The sequence below is a fragment of the Streptomyces sp. NPDC017979 genome (genome assembly GCF_044328175.1).
Lineage (GTDB): Bacteria > Actinomycetota > Actinomycetes > Streptomycetales > Streptomycetaceae > Streptomyces.
The window spans coordinates 22,028-38,643 of the sequence record NZ_JBIRGU010000001.1; the positions used below are offsets into that span (position 1 = coordinate 22,028).

The 16,616-nt window shown below is 70.2% G+C and carries 13 protein-coding genes; 6 read left to right on the forward strand and 7 right to left on the reverse strand.

What is annotated here, in order from left to right; all coding sequences use genetic code 11:
• Positions 1 to 201 precede the first annotated feature (201 nt).
• A complete protein-coding gene (locus ACH4E8_RS00090) occupies positions 202 to 810 on the forward strand; it encodes a hypothetical protein (protein WP_398442765.1) in 609 nt (202 codons plus the stop codon).
• 85 nt (positions 811 to 895) lie between these two features.
• On the opposite strand, the gene ACH4E8_RS00095 is transcribed toward ACH4E8_RS00090, so the two are convergent.
• From ACH4E8_RS00095 to eccB, 7 genes are all read right to left on the reverse strand, one after another.
• Positions 896 to 1,189 carry a WXG100 family type VII secretion target gene (locus ACH4E8_RS00095; protein ID WP_398442766.1) on the reverse strand — a complete coding sequence of 98 codons (294 nt, stop codon included), beginning with the start codon at positions 1,187 to 1,189 and terminating at the stop codon, positions 896 to 898.
• A gap of 89 nt (positions 1,190 to 1,278) precedes the next feature.
• The gene (locus ACH4E8_RS00100) at positions 1,279 to 1,644 is read right to left on the reverse strand and encodes a WXG100 family type VII secretion target (RefSeq protein WP_398442768.1); all 366 of its coding nucleotides are present in this window, start codon (positions 1,642 to 1,644) and stop codon (positions 1,279 to 1,281) included.
• Between the two features lie 66 nt (positions 1,645 to 1,710).
• A complete protein-coding gene (locus ACH4E8_RS00105; protein WP_398442770.1) occupies positions 1,711 to 2,970 on the reverse strand; it encodes a S8 family serine peptidase in 1,260 nt (419 codons plus the stop codon).
• Positions 2,971 to 2,995: 25 nt separating this feature from the next.
• Positions 2,996 to 4,690 carry a hypothetical protein gene (locus tag ACH4E8_RS00110; protein ID WP_398442772.1) on the reverse strand — a complete coding sequence of 565 codons (1,695 nt, stop codon included), beginning with the start codon at positions 4,688 to 4,690 and terminating at the stop codon, positions 2,996 to 2,998.
• Between the two features lie 106 nt (positions 4,691 to 4,796).
• On the reverse strand, positions 4,797 to 5,219 hold the full coding sequence (locus ACH4E8_RS00115; protein WP_398442774.1) for a hypothetical protein: 423 nt from the start codon (positions 5,217 to 5,219) through the stop codon (positions 4,797 to 4,799).
• A 422-nt stretch (positions 5,220 to 5,641) separates the two neighbouring features.
• Positions 5,642 to 6,904, reverse strand: coding sequence for a type VII secretion-associated serine protease mycosin (gene mycP, locus ACH4E8_RS00120; RefSeq protein WP_398442776.1), 1,263 nt, complete (start codon positions 6,902 to 6,904; stop codon positions 5,642 to 5,644).
• Between the two features lie 12 nt (positions 6,905 to 6,916).
• Positions 6,917 to 8,434: a type VII secretion protein EccB gene (eccB, locus tag ACH4E8_RS00125; RefSeq protein ID WP_398442779.1), complete on the reverse strand. Its 1,518-nt coding sequence runs from the start codon at positions 8,432 to 8,434 to the stop codon at positions 6,917 to 6,919.
• A gap of 189 nt (positions 8,435 to 8,623) precedes the next feature.
• On the opposite strand from eccB, the gene eccE reads away from it, so the two are divergent.
• From eccE to ACH4E8_RS00150, 5 genes are all read left to right on the forward strand, one after another.
• Positions 8,624 to 10,018 (forward strand): type VII secretion protein EccE, encoded by a 1,395-nt coding sequence (eccE, locus tag ACH4E8_RS00130; protein ID WP_398442781.1) that lies wholly within the window; start codon positions 8,624 to 8,626, stop codon positions 10,016 to 10,018.
• An 8-nt stretch (positions 10,019 to 10,026) separates the two neighbouring features.
• Positions 10,027 to 10,725: a hypothetical protein gene (locus ACH4E8_RS00135; RefSeq protein ID WP_398444656.1), complete on the forward strand. Its 699-nt coding sequence runs from the start codon at positions 10,027 to 10,029 to the stop codon at positions 10,723 to 10,725.
• A gap of 362 nt (positions 10,726 to 11,087) precedes the next feature.
• Positions 11,088 to 11,321, forward strand: coding sequence for a DUF397 domain-containing protein (locus ACH4E8_RS00140; protein WP_361538927.1), 234 nt, complete (start codon positions 11,088 to 11,090; stop codon positions 11,319 to 11,321).
• A gap of 476 nt (positions 11,322 to 11,797) precedes the next feature.
• Positions 11,798 to 14,557: an SCO5717 family growth-regulating ATPase gene (locus ACH4E8_RS00145; protein ID WP_398442783.1), complete on the forward strand. Its 2,760-nt coding sequence runs from the start codon at positions 11,798 to 11,800 to the stop codon at positions 14,555 to 14,557.
• A 198-nt stretch (positions 14,558 to 14,755) separates the two neighbouring features.
• Positions 14,756 to 16,615 (forward strand): ABC transporter substrate-binding protein, encoded by a 1,860-nt coding sequence (locus ACH4E8_RS00150; RefSeq protein WP_398442785.1) that lies wholly within the window; start codon positions 14,756 to 14,758, stop codon positions 16,613 to 16,615.
• Position 16,616 lies beyond the last annotated feature (1 nt).

A 16,616-nucleotide genomic window follows, 5' to 3' on the forward strand; every position in this document is an offset into this window, starting at 1 on the left:
ATCTTCAAGCAGTCCAAGACCGACGCGCCTTCAAAACGCGGGGAGAAATACCGCGGCTGCTGAAACAGCGGCGAGGGCACACGACGCAACCTATCAAGACCAAGTACAGGACTGGGCATTCAAAGGGACCAACTCCGTTTTTCGCGAGGCAGATGCTGGTGCCACAGAAATGGCCGACGACTTGACCACGGAGATCCAGCCATGAATCACCTAGCTCCTCGAACGTCGCCAACCCACGCTGCAGCCAGAGCATCTTCCCGGCTCGCATCCGCGAAGGCCACCATCGCAACGATCACCGCCCTCGGCCTCGCACTATCCGGCTGCTCTTCGGATGAGCCATCAAAGAAGTCGTACACAGTCCCCACGACACTCTGCGGCGCGGCTGTCCCACCCGAAATCCTCACAGCCGTCCTCCCTCCAGGAAAGAAACTCCGCACCAAGCTGTGGAAATCTGAATACAACCAGAGCACCTGCCGTGTATTCATCGACGACGAACCAGTTCTCGCAGCCCACTACGACTGGCGGCTGAAGGAAAACACCATTTTCGATGCCGCGCCGGCCCTCATGGAGCTTGACCGCAATAAGGACGTGAACCCGGAGGGAACATTCGGTTACACGAAAAAAGGAGGCATCACTAAAGCAGCCTGCCCGAATCCCGCAAGAAGCGAATACAAAACATGGCAGCTCTTCGCCTACATCATCACCTACGAAGATGAGGGCACAAAAGAAGACATGAAAAACCTTGTGACCGCCTACGGAAAAGGCATGACCGAGTCAAGCGAATGTACGAGCAAAGGTAGAACGACCTGATTCACGATCAAAACACAACAGGGTGGGCATCTCCCGCGCATGCCCACCCTGTTGCTGTTCTGTTTTGATTGTGCGCAAAGACCGACTAGAAGTTGCCAGCGGCCTTCTTGTCGCCCGCCTGGTACGCCGGGCCCGCGTCGCGGACCGCGCGGGAGATGCCCTTCAGCGCGTTGTGGATCTGACGCGTCTCCGCGTCCCACTTCTTGTGCGCGCCGTCAGCGGCGGTCTTCGCCTCACCCTCGAAGGTGCTGGAGACGCTACGGATCTTCGTCTGCAGCGCTTCCAGGGTGTCGTCGAGGCGCTTGGCCTGCTTGTCGATGGTGCTCGCGGCCTCCTCAAGCGAGGCGTACGTGACGAGCATGAGGCCGGGATCGGACATGGGGTCCTCCAACTAGCTGCGGAAAAACTGGGGTCTGCGGGGTGATCTGCCGTACGCGTGCCGAGCCGTAGCCGAAGCGGACGTACGACTCAGTACGCGGCGAGCTTCGACGTGGGAGCTCCCCCACCGCCGCCCGAGCCGCCCGCGCCCGCCGAGGCGTCGACGCTCTGCATCGAGGCGCGCACGTCCTCATCCGTGCCGGCCGCGGTGGTGCGGGTGACCGCGATCGCTTCCTGGAAGTCCGCCAGCAGCTTGGCGATGCGCACCATGCCCTGGTTGATCTCCGCCTGCTTCCCGTCGAAGGCACCGGCGCCGATGCCCTTCCAGCGGCCCTCCAGGCTGTCGATCACGCCCTGGAGCTGCTGCACCTGCCCCTTGATGTCATCGAACTGCCGGGAGATTTCGTCCTGGAAATCCTTGAGACTCTGATCTCCAACCTTCTGGACTCCTGCCATGTCCCCGTATTCCTTTCCTTTTGTTGAACTGAGGTGGTACTTGGTGGTGCGTGGGGCGGTACGCGGCTATGCGGCGCGACGGCGCAGGAGGAAGAAGGCCCCTCCCGCAACGACGACCACGGCCGCGATTCCGCCGATGATGAGTCCGGTCGAACTGCCGCCGTCCTCACTCTTGTTCTTGCTGGAGCCTGCCACGACAGCCCCGTCCTGAGAATCGCCCTTCGGCGGTTGTGACGAGGCTGGTGCAGACGGCGCGGTGGACGCGGGAGCACCGCCCGTCTTCTGGTTCGTCAAGGGGCTGACGTCCGGAGCACCGGGGTCGCCCTTCCCGTCGACGAGAATCTGCCGCGGGCGGATCAGCCCGTGCCCGAGGTAGGTGCTGCGGGTGTCCTTGGCCCAGTCGCGCCCTGCGGTGTCGATGAGGGCACGGAGAACCTGGTTGCCGGTCCAGTCGGGGTGAGCCGACCAGACGAGGGCTGCAGCGGCAGAGGCGATCGCCGTGGCGGAACTGGTTCCACCGTCGCCGTCACAGTAGGACTTGAACGACGTGTCGCACCAGCGCGGCATGCCCCTTCCGGGCGCGGTGATGTCGACGTTGTCACCGTGCTGGGAGTACTCGGCAACAGTGCCCTTGCTATCGGCCGAGGCAACCCCCACCACGTCCGGATAGGCAGCCGGGAACTGAGGCTTGTTGCCTTCCTTGGCATTGTTGCCGGCTGCGGCGAAGAACAGCTTGCCCTTCTTCGCTGCGTACTCCGCCGCAGCACGCTCCTCCCGAGAGGAGTAGTCACTGCCGAACGACATGCTGATGATCTTCACGTCGCTGTCGGCCGCGGCTCTAATGGCGTCGACAGTGTCCTGGGCATTCGTCTTCTCCCTGTTCTGCAGGTCCGTGTCAGAAATCCGCATGGGAACCAGCTGGGCACCAGGGGCGAGACCTCGGATACCGCCGCCCTTCCCTGTACCGGCGATCAGCTCAGCCATTGTGGTGCCGTGGCCGTCGTAGTCGTCGGTCTCGTCGCCCTTGGCTCCGGAGGCGTCAAGGCCCTTGAGTACCTGCCCCTGCAGAGTGGGAGTTGAAGAATTCACTCCTGTGTCGATAACGGCGATCTTGACACCTTTGCCGGTGGAGACTTTCCAAATATCCTCGGCCCCCATGGCGTCCAGGTGCCACTGCTTGGGCTGTCCAGGCGCAGCCACGGCAGCCGGTGCCATCGTGGGAACGGTACCGGCCCACATAAAGACCGCGGCCAGCGAGCACAGCAAACCTCGCCGCAGGGCTCGGGGCGTGCCCGACTGCCGCGCCTGGAACATTCCTGCCGTCATCCTGGCTTCCGAGCCTTCCGTGTGCCTACTCGATGACCGGCGGCGTCGTGTCGCGCCGCCGGTCCGTCCACGTCTCTTCGTCTTCTGTCAGGTAGTCCGGGCGCGTGGACTCGTTGTCGTCCGATTCCTTGTCGGAACGCTTCTGTCCCGGACGTCCGCCGACGAGCCCGGATCCACCAGTCGTGAATCCGCTCTTCCCAGGTCGGGGGTTGACTCCGCCCTGCTGGCGCGGGGCTCCCACGACTCCGTTCACGCTCGGCGTTCCCCGTCCGGTGGGCCGGTTGGCGTTCCCCATCGGGTTGGCGCCGACCACACCGGACTGTCCCGGGCGCCCTTGCGTTGCCCTAGTCGCTCCGGGGCCTTCGGCACCGATGACCGTGCCCTTGGGCACCCGGGACCCTGAGGGGCTGCCGGTGGTCCGCTGTGGCGTGCCACCGACGATGCCCTGCCCCTGGCGCGTCCCGCCGCCGGTGCGACCGGTCGCAGGCTGGCCCTGCATGGGACCACCGGCCGTGTTCGGACGACCGGTCATCGACTGCTGATTCCCGGTGTACGGACCACCCGCACCAGGGCCGCTGGGGCGTCCAACGGGTCCCTGGGAGGAGGAAGGGCCGGCTGTCATCGGGCCCGAGGGCCGTCCAACCGGACCGTTGGTCGACGGCGTGGCCGTGGTGGGGTTGCCGGTGATGCTCGGGCGTCCCGGCACTCCAGGCTGCCCGGTGGCTGTGAACGGAGGCGCGCCACCCGTCTTCCCAGGGCCACCCGTGGCTTTCGAGACGACGGGGGACGTCGGCACCGGTCCCCCGGTCTTGGCCGTCACTGGCCCGGTCACGGGACCGACGGGCGAGATCGGAGCAACGGGCGGAGTGCCCGTCGGCCCGGTGGGTGGTGCCACCGGGGCCACGGGAGTCACGGGTGGTGCACTGTTGAGGTTCGTCGAAGGGGAAACGGCCGGTGGTGCCACGCTGTCGATCACCGTTGCCGGGTCACGCTCCACGTTGGCCGACGGAGGCATTCCGGGGATCTCAGTTGGTCGGTCACTCCTCGGCTGCGACTCGTCACCGTACTTCCGCGCCGGCTGGACAGAGGCCGTGCCCGGTTTGGTGGATCTACTCGTGCTTGAAGGGGGCAGGAACTCCTTCCCCCGGGGCCGCGGAACATCAGCCTGGAGAATCTTCTCGAACTTCGGCGGATCCTGATTCGCCAACGTCTGTTCCGACACCGCGTAGTACGACGCCAGTCGGTTCATCTGGTTGATGGCCTCTTGGCGATCCTGCTCGACCTTCTTCGCCGCTACGTAGTCAGGGTTGGTGTCAACCTGCTGAGGCATCGGCATCTTCCGCACGTCGTGCCTCACCAGGCGCGTGTCCCGCGGCGGCATCGAACTGCGCACCGAGGCCAGGCCCATGCCCGCGGCCGTGATCTGCGTCCCCGCGATGCCGGCGAAGGTGCCCAGTCCGTCAGCGTGAGCCGCAAGCGCCTTGCCGAACTCGCGGAACGCCTCGGCGCTCTCGCCCTCCCAGTGGACCCTTCCGATCTCGGCCTCAAGCTCACGGCCGGCCTTCTTGAGGTCGTCGCGTGCCTTGCGGAGGCTCTCGCCCGCGTTTTCGAGGTCGACCGGCTTGGCGTTCTCCACCAGGTCGACCATGACGTTGAGGTCGTGTCCCTCGAAGTCGGTACGGGCGTGCGGCCCGTTGCCGCCGAAGATGGAACCGACCACGCGGGTGACGTCGGTGAAGACGTTCTGCGCCTGCGCCTGGGCGAGGTCCTGCTTCTCCTGCTCCTCAGGCGTCAGCGGCTTGGTGTCCTTCTCTTGTTCGGTCATGTCAAGACCACCCGGAGTCAGAGGACTTGTCCTGGACGGTCTTCGGCGCCTGAGGCTGCTGAGCGGACTTGTCCAGATCGCTCTTCACAAGCGCTGTCTGGATCTCGGCGAAGCGAACGCGCCGCTCCTCGTCCACGTTGTCCGTCCCCACGTCCGCCGCGTGCACCGCGATGTTCAGCGCCTCGATCTGCAACCCGAGGTCCCGGGAGAGGTCGGTGAGCGCCTGCTGGACGCGGTTGTACTGCGTGAAGAGACCATCCGCCTCGGCGAACGGCGCGTTGCCCCCGCTGAGGGCACCGCGCGGGACCCTCTGCTCGGAGATCGCCGTCTTGCCGCCCGCGCCCTTGTTCAGGTCCGCGAGGATGACGTTCACCTTGCGTTGGAAACTACTGAGTGCGGCGATCCCTTTGACAAGGTCAGCCATGGCTCTGCCCTCGGACCCCGCCGTCGGTTGGATAACCCACGATGCCCACGATGCCCGTTCCTCCCCGTTGATCCAGCTGCACCACGTCGCAAGCGTGGCGAATCGGCCATCTTCCAGGCCGCATACCACTTTAGCTACTGGCTATGACAAGCCCCAAGTGACATACACGTCATCCGACTTCCGGGGGCCCGCCCAGGAAGGCCCGGGTCGCCGGGCTCGGCTGTCGAATCGGTCACTCGGTGACTCGTTCGCTCGCTCGCCACTCGTCCACCGGCCCGTGGAGCGGGCGTCGCCACGTCCGCACGCGGTTGCGTCAACCATCTCATCATGTCCGCTTCACCGACGTCTCTTTGCGGGCGTTCTCTCCTCGGTTTCTCCCCAAAGCGTTCCCCTCAAAGGGGCCGGAGCGCCTCCCCGACCCCTCAGCCCCCGGCCACCCGGCTCGCCCGCCGCCGTGCGTCACGCACCGCCACCGCGCCGCCCGCGACCGCCGCGACGAGGACGCCGCCACCGATCACCACGTACGTGGCGAGGCGGGCGTTGCGCTCGGCCGCCGTCTCGCCCAGGTCGTGCTTGACCGGAGTCGGGCCCTCGGCCTGGGTGAGTCCGCCGCCCTCGGTGGGCTCCTCGATCGGCTCCTCGTCCTCGGTGAGGGCGCGCAGGGGGTCGACCACGCCCCAGCCGACGAGCGAGTCGTGGCCCGCGGTGGCGCGCTCCGCGGTCTGCTGCATCTGGGCGACGATCTGCTGCGGGGTCCACGTCGGGTGCTTCGCCTTGATGAGGGCGGCGATGCCGGCGACGTACGGCGCCGAGAAGCTGGTGCCGTTGTCCGCGCAGTGGCCCTTGCCGGGGACCGTGCTGACCATGTCCACGCCGGGCGCCGCAATGCCGACGAAGTCGCCGGACTGCGAGAAGGGGGCGCGTTCGTTGTTGCGGTCGGAGGCGGCGACGGCGAGGACGCCGGGGAACGACGCGGGATACGTCTTCTTCCTGTTGCCGCCGGCGCCGTCGTTGCCCGCGGAGGCGACGACCACGACGTCCTCGGCCAGGGCGCGGTTGACGGCCTGCTTCAGCGCGGGGTCCGGTTCCACGGCGTTGGCGGTGTCCTGGGAGATGTTGATGACGCCGGCGCCCTTGTCCACGGCGTGATCGATGGCGTCGGCGAGGGTTCCCGCGCTGCCGTTCCCGTCGGAGTCGTTCTGCTTGATGGGGATGATCTTCGAGTCGGGTGCGAGGCCGACGAAGCCGGTGCCGTCGACCTTGCGGGCGGCGATGATGCCGGCGACCTTGGTGCCGTGCCCGACGGAGTCGTCCGTGCCGTCGGCGTTGCCGCGGTCGAGTTCCTCGCCCTTCTTGTTCTTCTTGGGCAGCAGGTTCGCACCGCTCTTGGCGTCGACCGCGGCTTTGAGCTGCGGGTGTTTGATGTCGACGCCGGTGTCGATGACGGCGACCTTCACCCCCGCCCCGGTGGACTGCTTCCACAGTTCCTCCAGCATGACGCGCTGGAGCGACCAGGGGACGCCCCGGTACTGCTTGGAGGGGTCGCACTGGGTGGTGTCGGCGGCGGCCGGGGCGATCGGCAGGCCGATCACGGCGAGCGCGGTGGCCGCGGTCACCACGGCGACTCGGCGGCCGCGCCCCGCGGCGAAGGCGGTGACGGTGGTGGTGGTGGTGGAGTGGGTCATCTGCCGACCGCCTCAGGATCCCTGGGGTTGGTTCGCGTCACCGATGGACAGCCGCGGCCCCCTCGGCAGGAACTCGGTCCACGCCTTGGGCACCGGTACCGGCCGCACGTCCTTGTACCCGAGCTGTCGCTGGGCGAGTTGGGTCTGGGCCTCCAACTGCTGCTTCTTCTCCTCGTCGGAGCCGGCGCCGGGGTCGGCGCTCGCGCTGTCGCTGTTGGACTGCATGGCGTAGCGCAGTCCGGTGTCGGTGACGAGGAAGAGGAGTCCGACGTCCGTGCCCTGGCCCTGGAACTGGCGGAACAGCAGCCCCGATCCGGGGGTGACGTACGCGCTGCTCGACCCGATCGGCAGCTGGGCCGGGAAGTCGTTGCCCGCCCAGGTGCTCAGCGTGGTGGTGCCCTTGTCCCGGTCGACGTCGCGCAGCACGCTGCACACGGCGTTGCGCTTGCCCTCGCCCGCACTCGGGTCGTTCACCGCGACGGGTGCGCTCTGGGGCCACTTCCTGTCGTCGCCGAACCGCTCGCCCGCCTGGAACTCGGAGGCGCTGACCTTGCGGGCCTTCCCGTTCTGGTCGAGGTCCTTCAGGGGCTTGCTGTTGATGAGCAGCTTGGCCATGAAGTCGGAGATCGGGGCCACCCGGTCCTTGAGGACGACGTACTGCTGTTCCTTGGTGCCGTCCGTCGCCTGGAGGATCATGCCGACCTTGCCGAGGCCGGACTCCAGACCGGAGACGTCGGCGTCGTCTCCGGGGGTGCCGGGGATCGTCGGCATGCTGATCGCCTGGCCGTCGTGCAGGGTGTCCACCCACTCCTTGGAGACCTTCTGGGGAGTGCGGTTCTGCCCGACGACGAGTTGGCGCACCAGGTCGTCGCCCTCCTTGAGGGCGTACTTCGTGCCGTTCGCGTCCACGACGTACTCGACGCCCGCGGCCTCGACGTAGAGGAGTTCGCCGCCGGTGAGGCGGTTGTCGCCGTCGACCTTGCCCTTCTCCCGGTCGGCGAGCACGAAGGCCGCCTTCTGCGTCGTCGCCCGGCCCTCGCCGGGGCGTTCGCACACGGCCCACCGCTTGGCGGTGCCGGCGTCCTTCGCCTTCGGGAGCCGGTCGGGGGCGTAGGGAATTCCCACGGTGACGCCGTGCGGGATTTTCCCGCTGTCGAGGACGGACTCGGAGACGTTGATCACCTTCCCCCTGTCGAGATTCAGGAGAAGTTTTGCGGAGGCCATGTTGAGAACGGGATGGAGTTGCTTCTTTCCGTCCGTCTCCAGCACCACATATCGGGTGGTGGACTTGCTGGCGACGATGACGTTCTCACCGGGCTTGTCCCAGCCCTTGGGCGCCACGGGCTTGAACATTCCCCAGGCCCCGAACCCGGCGAGGATCACCACCCCGATGATGGCTCCGGGCACCACGGCCCGCAGCGGGCGCGGTGCGCCCTCCTCCGAGCCGGTGGCGTTGGGCTGGAGGAACTGCGCCACCAACCGCCGTTTGGCGAAGGTGTAGGCGTTGAGTTCGTCCCGACGTGATGCCATCTGTCCGCTGTCCCTCTCCCCGCTTCGCGGCCAGGCTCCCCTGTTCATCGAATCGGCCTGCCGCCGTATCGGCCCCTACTATGCCTGCTGAAGCCGGTCACGCACCGCTCAGGTAGGGTGATCGGCCTGTCAACACCCAGTGGAAATTAGGAATTCTGGGAATTACGGACACGAGGGGGCATCGCGGCGATGGCAACGGGGACGCGCGCGCGAAATGGGCGAACGCCCGAACGACGCGCGCAGGGCGCGCGCGGCGATCGGGGTCGTAGCTCCTCCCGGGAGCCCCGGGGGGCCCGGGGCACTCGTGCACCACAGGGCGGCCGGGGCAGCGGCGGATCGCGCGGGCCGGCGCCCGCGCCCGCGAAGACGACCCTGCGCCCGCTGTCCCGTACGAGCCGGGTCGGTCCGCTCCAGTTGCGTCAACTCGCGCTCGTCGAGATCGCCCTCGGCATCGCCGCCGTCGGTGCGGTGCTCGGCGGGCTGTGGCTGATCCCCGCCGTCGCCGTGGCGTGCGTGCTGGTGCTGTTGGCCTTCATCCGCCGCCGCGGCCAGGCCGTCCAGGACTGGATGGCGACGGCGTTGGCGCTGCGGGCGCGCAAGCGGATCGCCGGCCCGGCGCCGGCGGAGACCGACCCGTCGATCGCGCCGGTGGTGGAGGGCGTCCCGGAGCTTCGCCCGCATCCGTACGTCGACAAGAACCGGCGCACGGTCGGCATGCTGGGCGACGGCACGTTCCTCACCGCGGTGGTCCGGGTCGAGGCGAGCGGCGCCGCGCTGCGGCCCGCCTTCGGCGCCCGCTCGCTGCCGCTGACCCTCCTCGGCGGGGCGCTGGAGGTCGACGACATCGTGCTGGAGTCGGTGCAGTTGGTGCAGCAGGTGCGTTCCGCGCCGGCACCGCACCTGCCGCAGCAGTCGGTCGCCCGGCTGTCGTACGCCCCGCTCCAGGAGCGCACCGGCGCACCCGCGCTGCGGATGACGTGGGTCGCGGTGAAGCTGAATCCGGAGCTGTGCCGGGAGGCCGTGGAGGCGCGCGGTGGTGGCGTCCAGGGTGCCCAGCGCTGTCTCGTCCGGGTCGCCGACCACATCGCGAGCCGGGTCGCCGGCGCCGGTTTCCAGGCCGTGGTGCTGGACCAGCAGGAGCTGAACTCCACGCTCGCCACGGCCGTCTGTGCGAGTCCGCGGCTGGCCGTCCGGGCGAGTCGGCCGGACGCGACGCCGCTGCAGCGGACGGCGGAGACGGCGCGGGTGTGGCGCTGTGACGACCGCTGGCACACCACGTACGCGGTGGGCCGCTGGCCGGAGTTGGGGCGCGGGGCGGCGCCGCTGCCGAAGGTGGTGTCGCTGCTGACGGCCGCGCCCGCGTACGCGACGACCTTCAGCGTCACGGTGCGGCGGGGCGAGCGTCAGGGAGCGTTGTCCCTGGCCGGCCACGTCCGGGTGACGGGCGGTTCGGACACGGAGTTGATCGGGGTGCGCAGGACGTTGGAGCAGCACGCGCGGACCGCGAAGGTCGGTCTCGTCCGGTTGGACCGGGAGCAATTGCCCGGGGCGTTCGCCACGCTGCCGCTGGGAGGTGCCCGGTGAGCGGAGTGATGGGAGCGGTGCGCCGGCTCGTCGGTCCGCGCCATCCGGGGCACACGGTGGCGGCCGACCACCTCGGCGCGCTGTCGCTGCCCGTCGGTGACGACGGCGTGGTGATCGGCGAGGACACCGAGAGCCGTCCGCTGATGGTGGGCTTCCACCGTTCGACGCCGTACGACGTTGTGCTCATCGGCGGGTTGTGGACGGCGCAGGTGATGGCGCTGCGGGCGGCGGGCACGGGCGCCCGGGTGGCCGTGGAGACCGGGCGCGCCCAGGCGTGGACCGGGCTCGCGCAGGCCGCGGGCGCGGGGCTGGACTGCATCACGCTGTACGAGGTGGGCCGGGTGCCGCCGATGGGCGCGACGGTCGGCAGCCCGGTCGTGGTGATCCGGGACTGCGGCATGCGTCCGCCGCGCGGGCGGGTCGTCTCGGCGCCCTGGCAGTCGGTGTTGACGCTGCTGCCGTATCTGAGTCCGGTGGCGCCCCGGTTGTTGCGGGCCGCGACGCTCGTCGGCGTCCAGCGGGTCTCGCCCCAGGAGGCCGAGCAGATCGGCGAGATCCTCGGGCTTTCGGAGGCGGAGCGCGGTGCCCTGCCGACGCTGGCGGACGGGGTGACCCTGTGGGTCGCCGGCCGGGAACGGCACTGGGTGATGACCAGCGGTACGGACGCCGAGGCGGGGTTGCTGGGCGTCGCCCGGCGCATGGACTGACGCGGACGCTGCCGACCGCGGACTCCGCTGGACGTGCCCGTCGTTGGCTGTCCGTGGGCGTCGTTGGCCATGGGCGTCGTGACCGTGGACGTCGTTGACCGGAGTCCGGCATGGCGTGGCAGTACGGACGCGGGCCCGGCACCCGGTACGTACGGGCTTTCGACACCGACGTCCGTTCGATGGCACATGCGTTCCCGTTGCGCTCCGTCGGCGTGAAGCAGGCGGGGAGTACGGCGGGAGTTCACGGGGATCTTCCGTGATCTCGCCCCGGGCGGTGGGGCCGGTGTCCGTAAAATCCGTCGCGTAAGACGTATGACGTGACGCGGCCGTGCCGGCCGTGACGACGAAGGGGAGCGTGACCGGTGGGGAGCGAGAAGGAGAAGGACGAGCTGTACGCCCTCGACATCTCCGGCGTCGAGTGGGTGAGCGCACCGGGTACGAGCGAGGACGAGGAGCGCGTCGAAATCGCCCATCTGCCGGGCGGCGCGGTGGCGATGCGTTCGTCGTTGGACCCGGACACGGTGCTGAGGTACACGGAGGCTGAGTGGCGGGCGTTCGTGCTCGGCGCTCGGGACGGGGAGTTCGACCTGCGCTGAAGCGCCAAGACGCTGAAGCCCTGCCGCGCTCCCGCAGTGGTGCCGTGCCGCGCGGCCGGGTACGGCGGAGCGAACGCGCGGGCGGTGCGCGGTGGTCGTGCGCCCGGCGCGCGCCGCCGGCGGGCGCACGAAGTGCTCACGACACCGAGACCGGATTGTTGGGCGGTGTTCGCCGGGTGTTCACGGCCACGGATCGAGCCAGCGTTTACCGGGGAGTTGTACCGCTTTGCCCGGTCGCCTTCCGTGTCCCTCGCCACCTGCCGCCCGCCCGGGATCCCCGAGTGGCCTGCGGTGCGTCGGCCGGAGCGCGCTCGGGCCTGCCGGCCTGTCGTCGTTGGCGTTTAGGGTGGTAAGAAGCGGCGGATCGAACCCGCGAGCACCCCGCCGCGGCACGACGGGGCGGGCCGGCCGGGACACAGCGGTCGCCCCCCACCCCGCAACGGCACCCAGGGTGCTCGACCACACCAGGAGGCACAGTGAACAGCGATCGGGACGGGATCCGCGGGGGATGGGACCTTCCCGCCGACGAGTCCGACGCGGATCCCGCCGAGATGACGGGTGAGTTCACCATCGACTACACCCCGCCGGCCTGGTACACGCAGAACGCGTCGGGGGACAGCGGCGACACCCCGCCGCCGCCCCCGCCGAACGGCCCGCCGGTCGCCGTGCCGGGACTCCCTTCGGACGGCGGCTTCCAGCCGCAGTGGACGCCGAACGCCCCTGCGTCGAACGCCCCTGCACCGTCCGCCCCGCCCCAGCAGCAGGAACCGGCCCAGGCGCAGTCGCAGGTCCCGCCGTCGATGGGCGAGGAGCCGTCGGAACCTGCCCCCGACCCTGCCCCCGAACGGCCGGCTCCCGCCGCCGAGCCGTTCGGCGGCGGTGACGTGGAGAGCGGCGCCACCATGCGCTTCTCCCCCGCCGCCTTGAAGCGCGAGATCGCGGAGCGCGACGCCGCTGCCCGTCGGGCCGAGGAAGCAGCCGACGCCGCGGCGTCCGACGCTCCGTCAGGCACCGGTGCGGATGACGCGTCGGACGCGACCCGGGACGCCGGCGACGCTGCCGCCTCCACCCCGGACGCCGGCGCCGCTGTCGACGCCGCTCCCGAGGAGGGTCACGACGGCGTCGACGCCCCGCACGACGCGGCGGCCCCGTCCGTCGCGCCTCCGCCGCCGGTCGCTCCGCCCGCCGTCCCGCCGGTGCCCGCCCCGGCCGACGCCGCGTCTGACGCCGCATCGGGCGCCGCGCCGCACTGGTCGCCCGCGCAGGGCTCGCCGCTGCCGCTGCCGCCCGCGTTCCAGCCGGCCGCCCCCGCGTCCGCGCCCCAGTGGCCGGTGTCGCCGCAGACGTCCGACCAGTCCGCGCCTCCCCCGCTGCCCGCCGCGCCGCACGCCGGGCCCCCGCAGCCGCCGGCCGACCAACAGCCGGGGTACGGATTCCCGCCCCCCGCGCAGCCGCCGCATCAGCAGCCGCCGGCCGACCAGCAGGGCGGTTACGGCTTCCCGCACCAGGCCCCGCAGGTCGCACCGCCCCCGGCAGCGCCCGTGGCGCCTCAGCCGCCCGCCGTGCCGGCCGCGTCGCAGCAGCCGTACGCCCAGCCCGCACCGGACGCCCAGGGCCACCAGCCCGGGTACGCGTACCCCCCGGTCCAGCCGCCGCAGCCACAGCCCGACGTGCAGCCGCCGTCGGCCCCGCTGCCGCCGGCCGTCCCCCAGGCCAGCGCGCCGCCGGTGCCGCAGCAGAGCGGCTACGGATTCCCGCAGCCCGCACAGCCGCCCCAGCAGCCCCAGCAGCCGCACCCCGCGCAGCCGGGGCCGGAGCAGGGTCAGCAGCCGCCCGTCGACCCGCGGTCCGGCACGGCCTGGCCCACGCCGGTCACCCACGACCAGCGCGAGCGCTCCGTTCCGGGCGCCCCCCTCGGCTACACCGCCGCCGTCGAGCTCTCCTCCGACCGCCTGCTGCGCAACACCCGGCAGAAGGCCAAGTCGAGCCGCAATCCCTCGGCGTCGTCCCGGTTCAAGCTGGGCGGCAAGAAGGAGGAGGCCGAGCGGCAGCGCAAGCTGGAGCTGATCCGTACGCCGGTGCTGTCCTGCTACCGGATCGCGGTCATCAGCCTCAAGGGCGGCGTCGGCAAGACGACCACGACGACCGCGCTGGGGTCGACGCTGGCGACCGAGCGGCAGGACAAGATCCTGGCGATCGACGCCAACCCGGACGCCGGCACGCTCGGGCGCCGGGTGCGGCGCGAGACCGGAGCGACCATCCGCGACCTGGTCCAGGCGATCCCGTACCTGCACTCGTACATGGACATCCGCCGTTTCACCTCGCAGGCGCCCTCCGGGCTGGAGATCATCGCCAACGACGTGGACCCGGCCGTCTCCACGACCTTCAACGACGAGGACTACCGCCGGGCCATCGAGGTCCTCGGCCGGCAGTACCCGATCATCCTCACCGACTCCGGGACCGGGCTGCTCTACAGCGCGATGCGCGGCGTGCTGGACCTCGCGGACCAGCTGATCATCATCTCGACCCCGTCCGTCGACGGTGCGAGCAGCGCGTCCACCACGCTCGACTGGCTCTCCGCCCACGGGTACGCGGAGCTGGTGCAGCGCTCCGTGACGGTGATCTCCGGGGTGCGCGAGACCGGCAAGATGATCAAGGTCGAGGACATCGTGGCGCACTTCCAGACGCGCTGCCGCGGCGTGGTCGTGGTGCCGTTCGACGAGCACCTCGCCGCCGGTGCGGAGGTCGACCTGGACATGATGCGACCCAAGACGCGCGAGGCGTACTTCAACCTCTCCGCGCTGATCGCCGAGGACTTCGCCCGGGCCCAGCAGCAGCAGGGGCTGTGGACCGCGAACGGAAACCCCCCGCCAACCATGGCGCCGCCGATGCCGGGCCACCCCCAGCAGCCGGCTCCGGGCGGCTACCCCGGCCAGCCGTACGGCGGCCAGCAACCGTATCCGCAGGGCGGTCAGCCCCAGCCGTACGGTGGTCAACCGCCCCAGCAGCCCTATCCACCGCAGGCACCGCCCCAGGCGCACCAGGCTCCGCCGCCCCAGCCGCAGGGCTGGCCCCAGCAGCCGCCGGCAGCGCAGCCGGGGCAGCAGCCACACCCGGGTCAGCCGGGTCAGCCGCCGATTTCCGGTGATGCGGCGCAGCCCGACGCATCCGGTCAGGCGCCGCCCCCAGGCTGGCCGCAACTGCCCCCGCAGGCACCGCCAGCCCCTCAGCAGTAGGGCGACACAGGACTGGACCAATGAGGGCCCGCACCGCTACGACGGTGCGGGCCCTCGGTCTGTTCTCGCAGCCCAGGCGGGGTGTCAATCTGGCGTTGACGGGACTGGAGCACCGCTGGTACAACCACGCTCCACCCGTTGGCCACTGCTCCCATCAGCCCGCCCGCTCCCCGTGAGCGCTGACGCGAGGTCATGCCCATGGTCATCAAGGTCCCGTCGCCCCCGGCGACACCACCCGCCCCACGGCTCTCGACCCGCACCCGCACCCGCTCCCTGCTGGCCTTATGCACCGTCAGCGCCCTGCTGGCGGCGGTGCCCCCGGCCGCCCACGCCCGGTCCGCGGACCGGGCCCCGAAGGTCCTCACCATCGCGGTGTCGCAGAGCGTGGACTCCCTCAGCCCCTTCCTGGCCCAGCGCCTGGTCTCCACCAGCGTCCACCGACTGGCGTACGAGTACCTGACGAATTACGACGTGAAGGACGGGCGGACCGTCCCGGGCTTCGCCACCGCGTGGAGCGCCTCCCCCTCCAAGCTGACCTGGACCTTCACCGTCCGCGGTGACTCCCGCTGGTCCGACGGCCGGCCCGCGACCGCCGAGGACGCCGCCTGGACCTTCAACACGATGATGTCGGACCCCAAGGCGGCGACCGCGAACGGCGCCTTCACCGCCAACTTCCGCAAGGTGACCGCGCCCGACCCGACCACCTTGGTCATCGAGCTGAAGAAGCCCCAGGCCACGATGACCGCCCTGGACGTCCCGATCCTGCCCAAGCACGTCTGGGAGGGGGTCGACGACTTCTCGGCCTTCAACAACGACGAGCGGTTCCCCCTCGTCGGCAACGGCCCCTTCGTCATCACGGACTTCAAGGTCGACCGGTACATCCGGCTGAAGGCGAACAAGAACTTCTGGCGCGGTGCGCCGAAGGTCGACGAGCTGCTGCTCAAGTACTACAAGGACGGTGACGCGGCCGTCGCCGCGCTGCGCAAGGGCGAGGTGTCCTTCGTCCAGGGCCTCACCCCCGCCCAGGCCGCCTCCCTCAAGAGCGCGCCGGACGTCGCGGTGAACGACGCCCCCGGCCGTCGGTTCTTCGCCCTCGCCACCAACCCGGGCGCCCGTTCCCGGGACGGCAAGACCTTCGGCAACGGCCACCCGGCGCTCCTCGACCCGGCCGTGCGCAAGGCCCTCTTCCACGCCACGGACCGCAGGACCCTCGTCGAGCGGGTCTTCCGCGGGCACGCCGTGGAGGGCCAGGGCTATCTGCCGCCGCGCTTCGGCCCGTACTTCTGGCGGCCCTCCGCGGCGCAGCGGATCGACTACGACCCCGCGAAGGCGGCGGCCCTGCTGGACGGCGCGGGGTACCGCAAGGCCCGCGGGGGCAAGCGGCTCGGCAAGGACGGCCGTCCGCTGTCCTTCAGGATCCTGTGCCACGCCACCGACCCCAACGACAAGGCGGTCGGCAAGTACCTCCAGGAGTGGTGGGGCGCGCTCGGCATCGGGCTGCGGATCGACTGCCTCGACAACGTCTCCGACCCCTGGCTCAAGGGCGACTACGACCTCGCCTTCGACGGCTGGTCCGTCAGCCCGGACCCGGACCTCGTGCTGTCCATCCACACCTGCGCGGCGCTGCCCGCGACCCCCGCGGACACCGGTTCGACGGACAACTTCATCTGCGACCGGCAGTTCGACGAGCTGTACGCCCGCCAGAGCGCGGAGTACGACCCGGCGAAGCGGGCCGATCTGGTGAAGCAGCTCCAGTCCCGGCTGTACGACACGGGCTACATGAACGTCCTCGCGTATCCGAACGCGGTCGAGGCGTACCGTACCGACCAGATCTCGTCCATCACGACGATGCCCGAGGCCGCGGGGAACATCTGGGGCCAGGACGGCTACTGGAGCTGGTGGTCGGCGGTCCCCGCCGACGGATCCGGCGACGGCGGCTCGGACGACGGCTCCCGGACCGCGCTGGCGATCGGGGCCGGTGCCCTCGCGGTGCTGGTCGCCGCGGTCGCCGGACTGGTCGCGGTACGGCGTCGCGCCACCGTGGAAGACCGTGAATAGC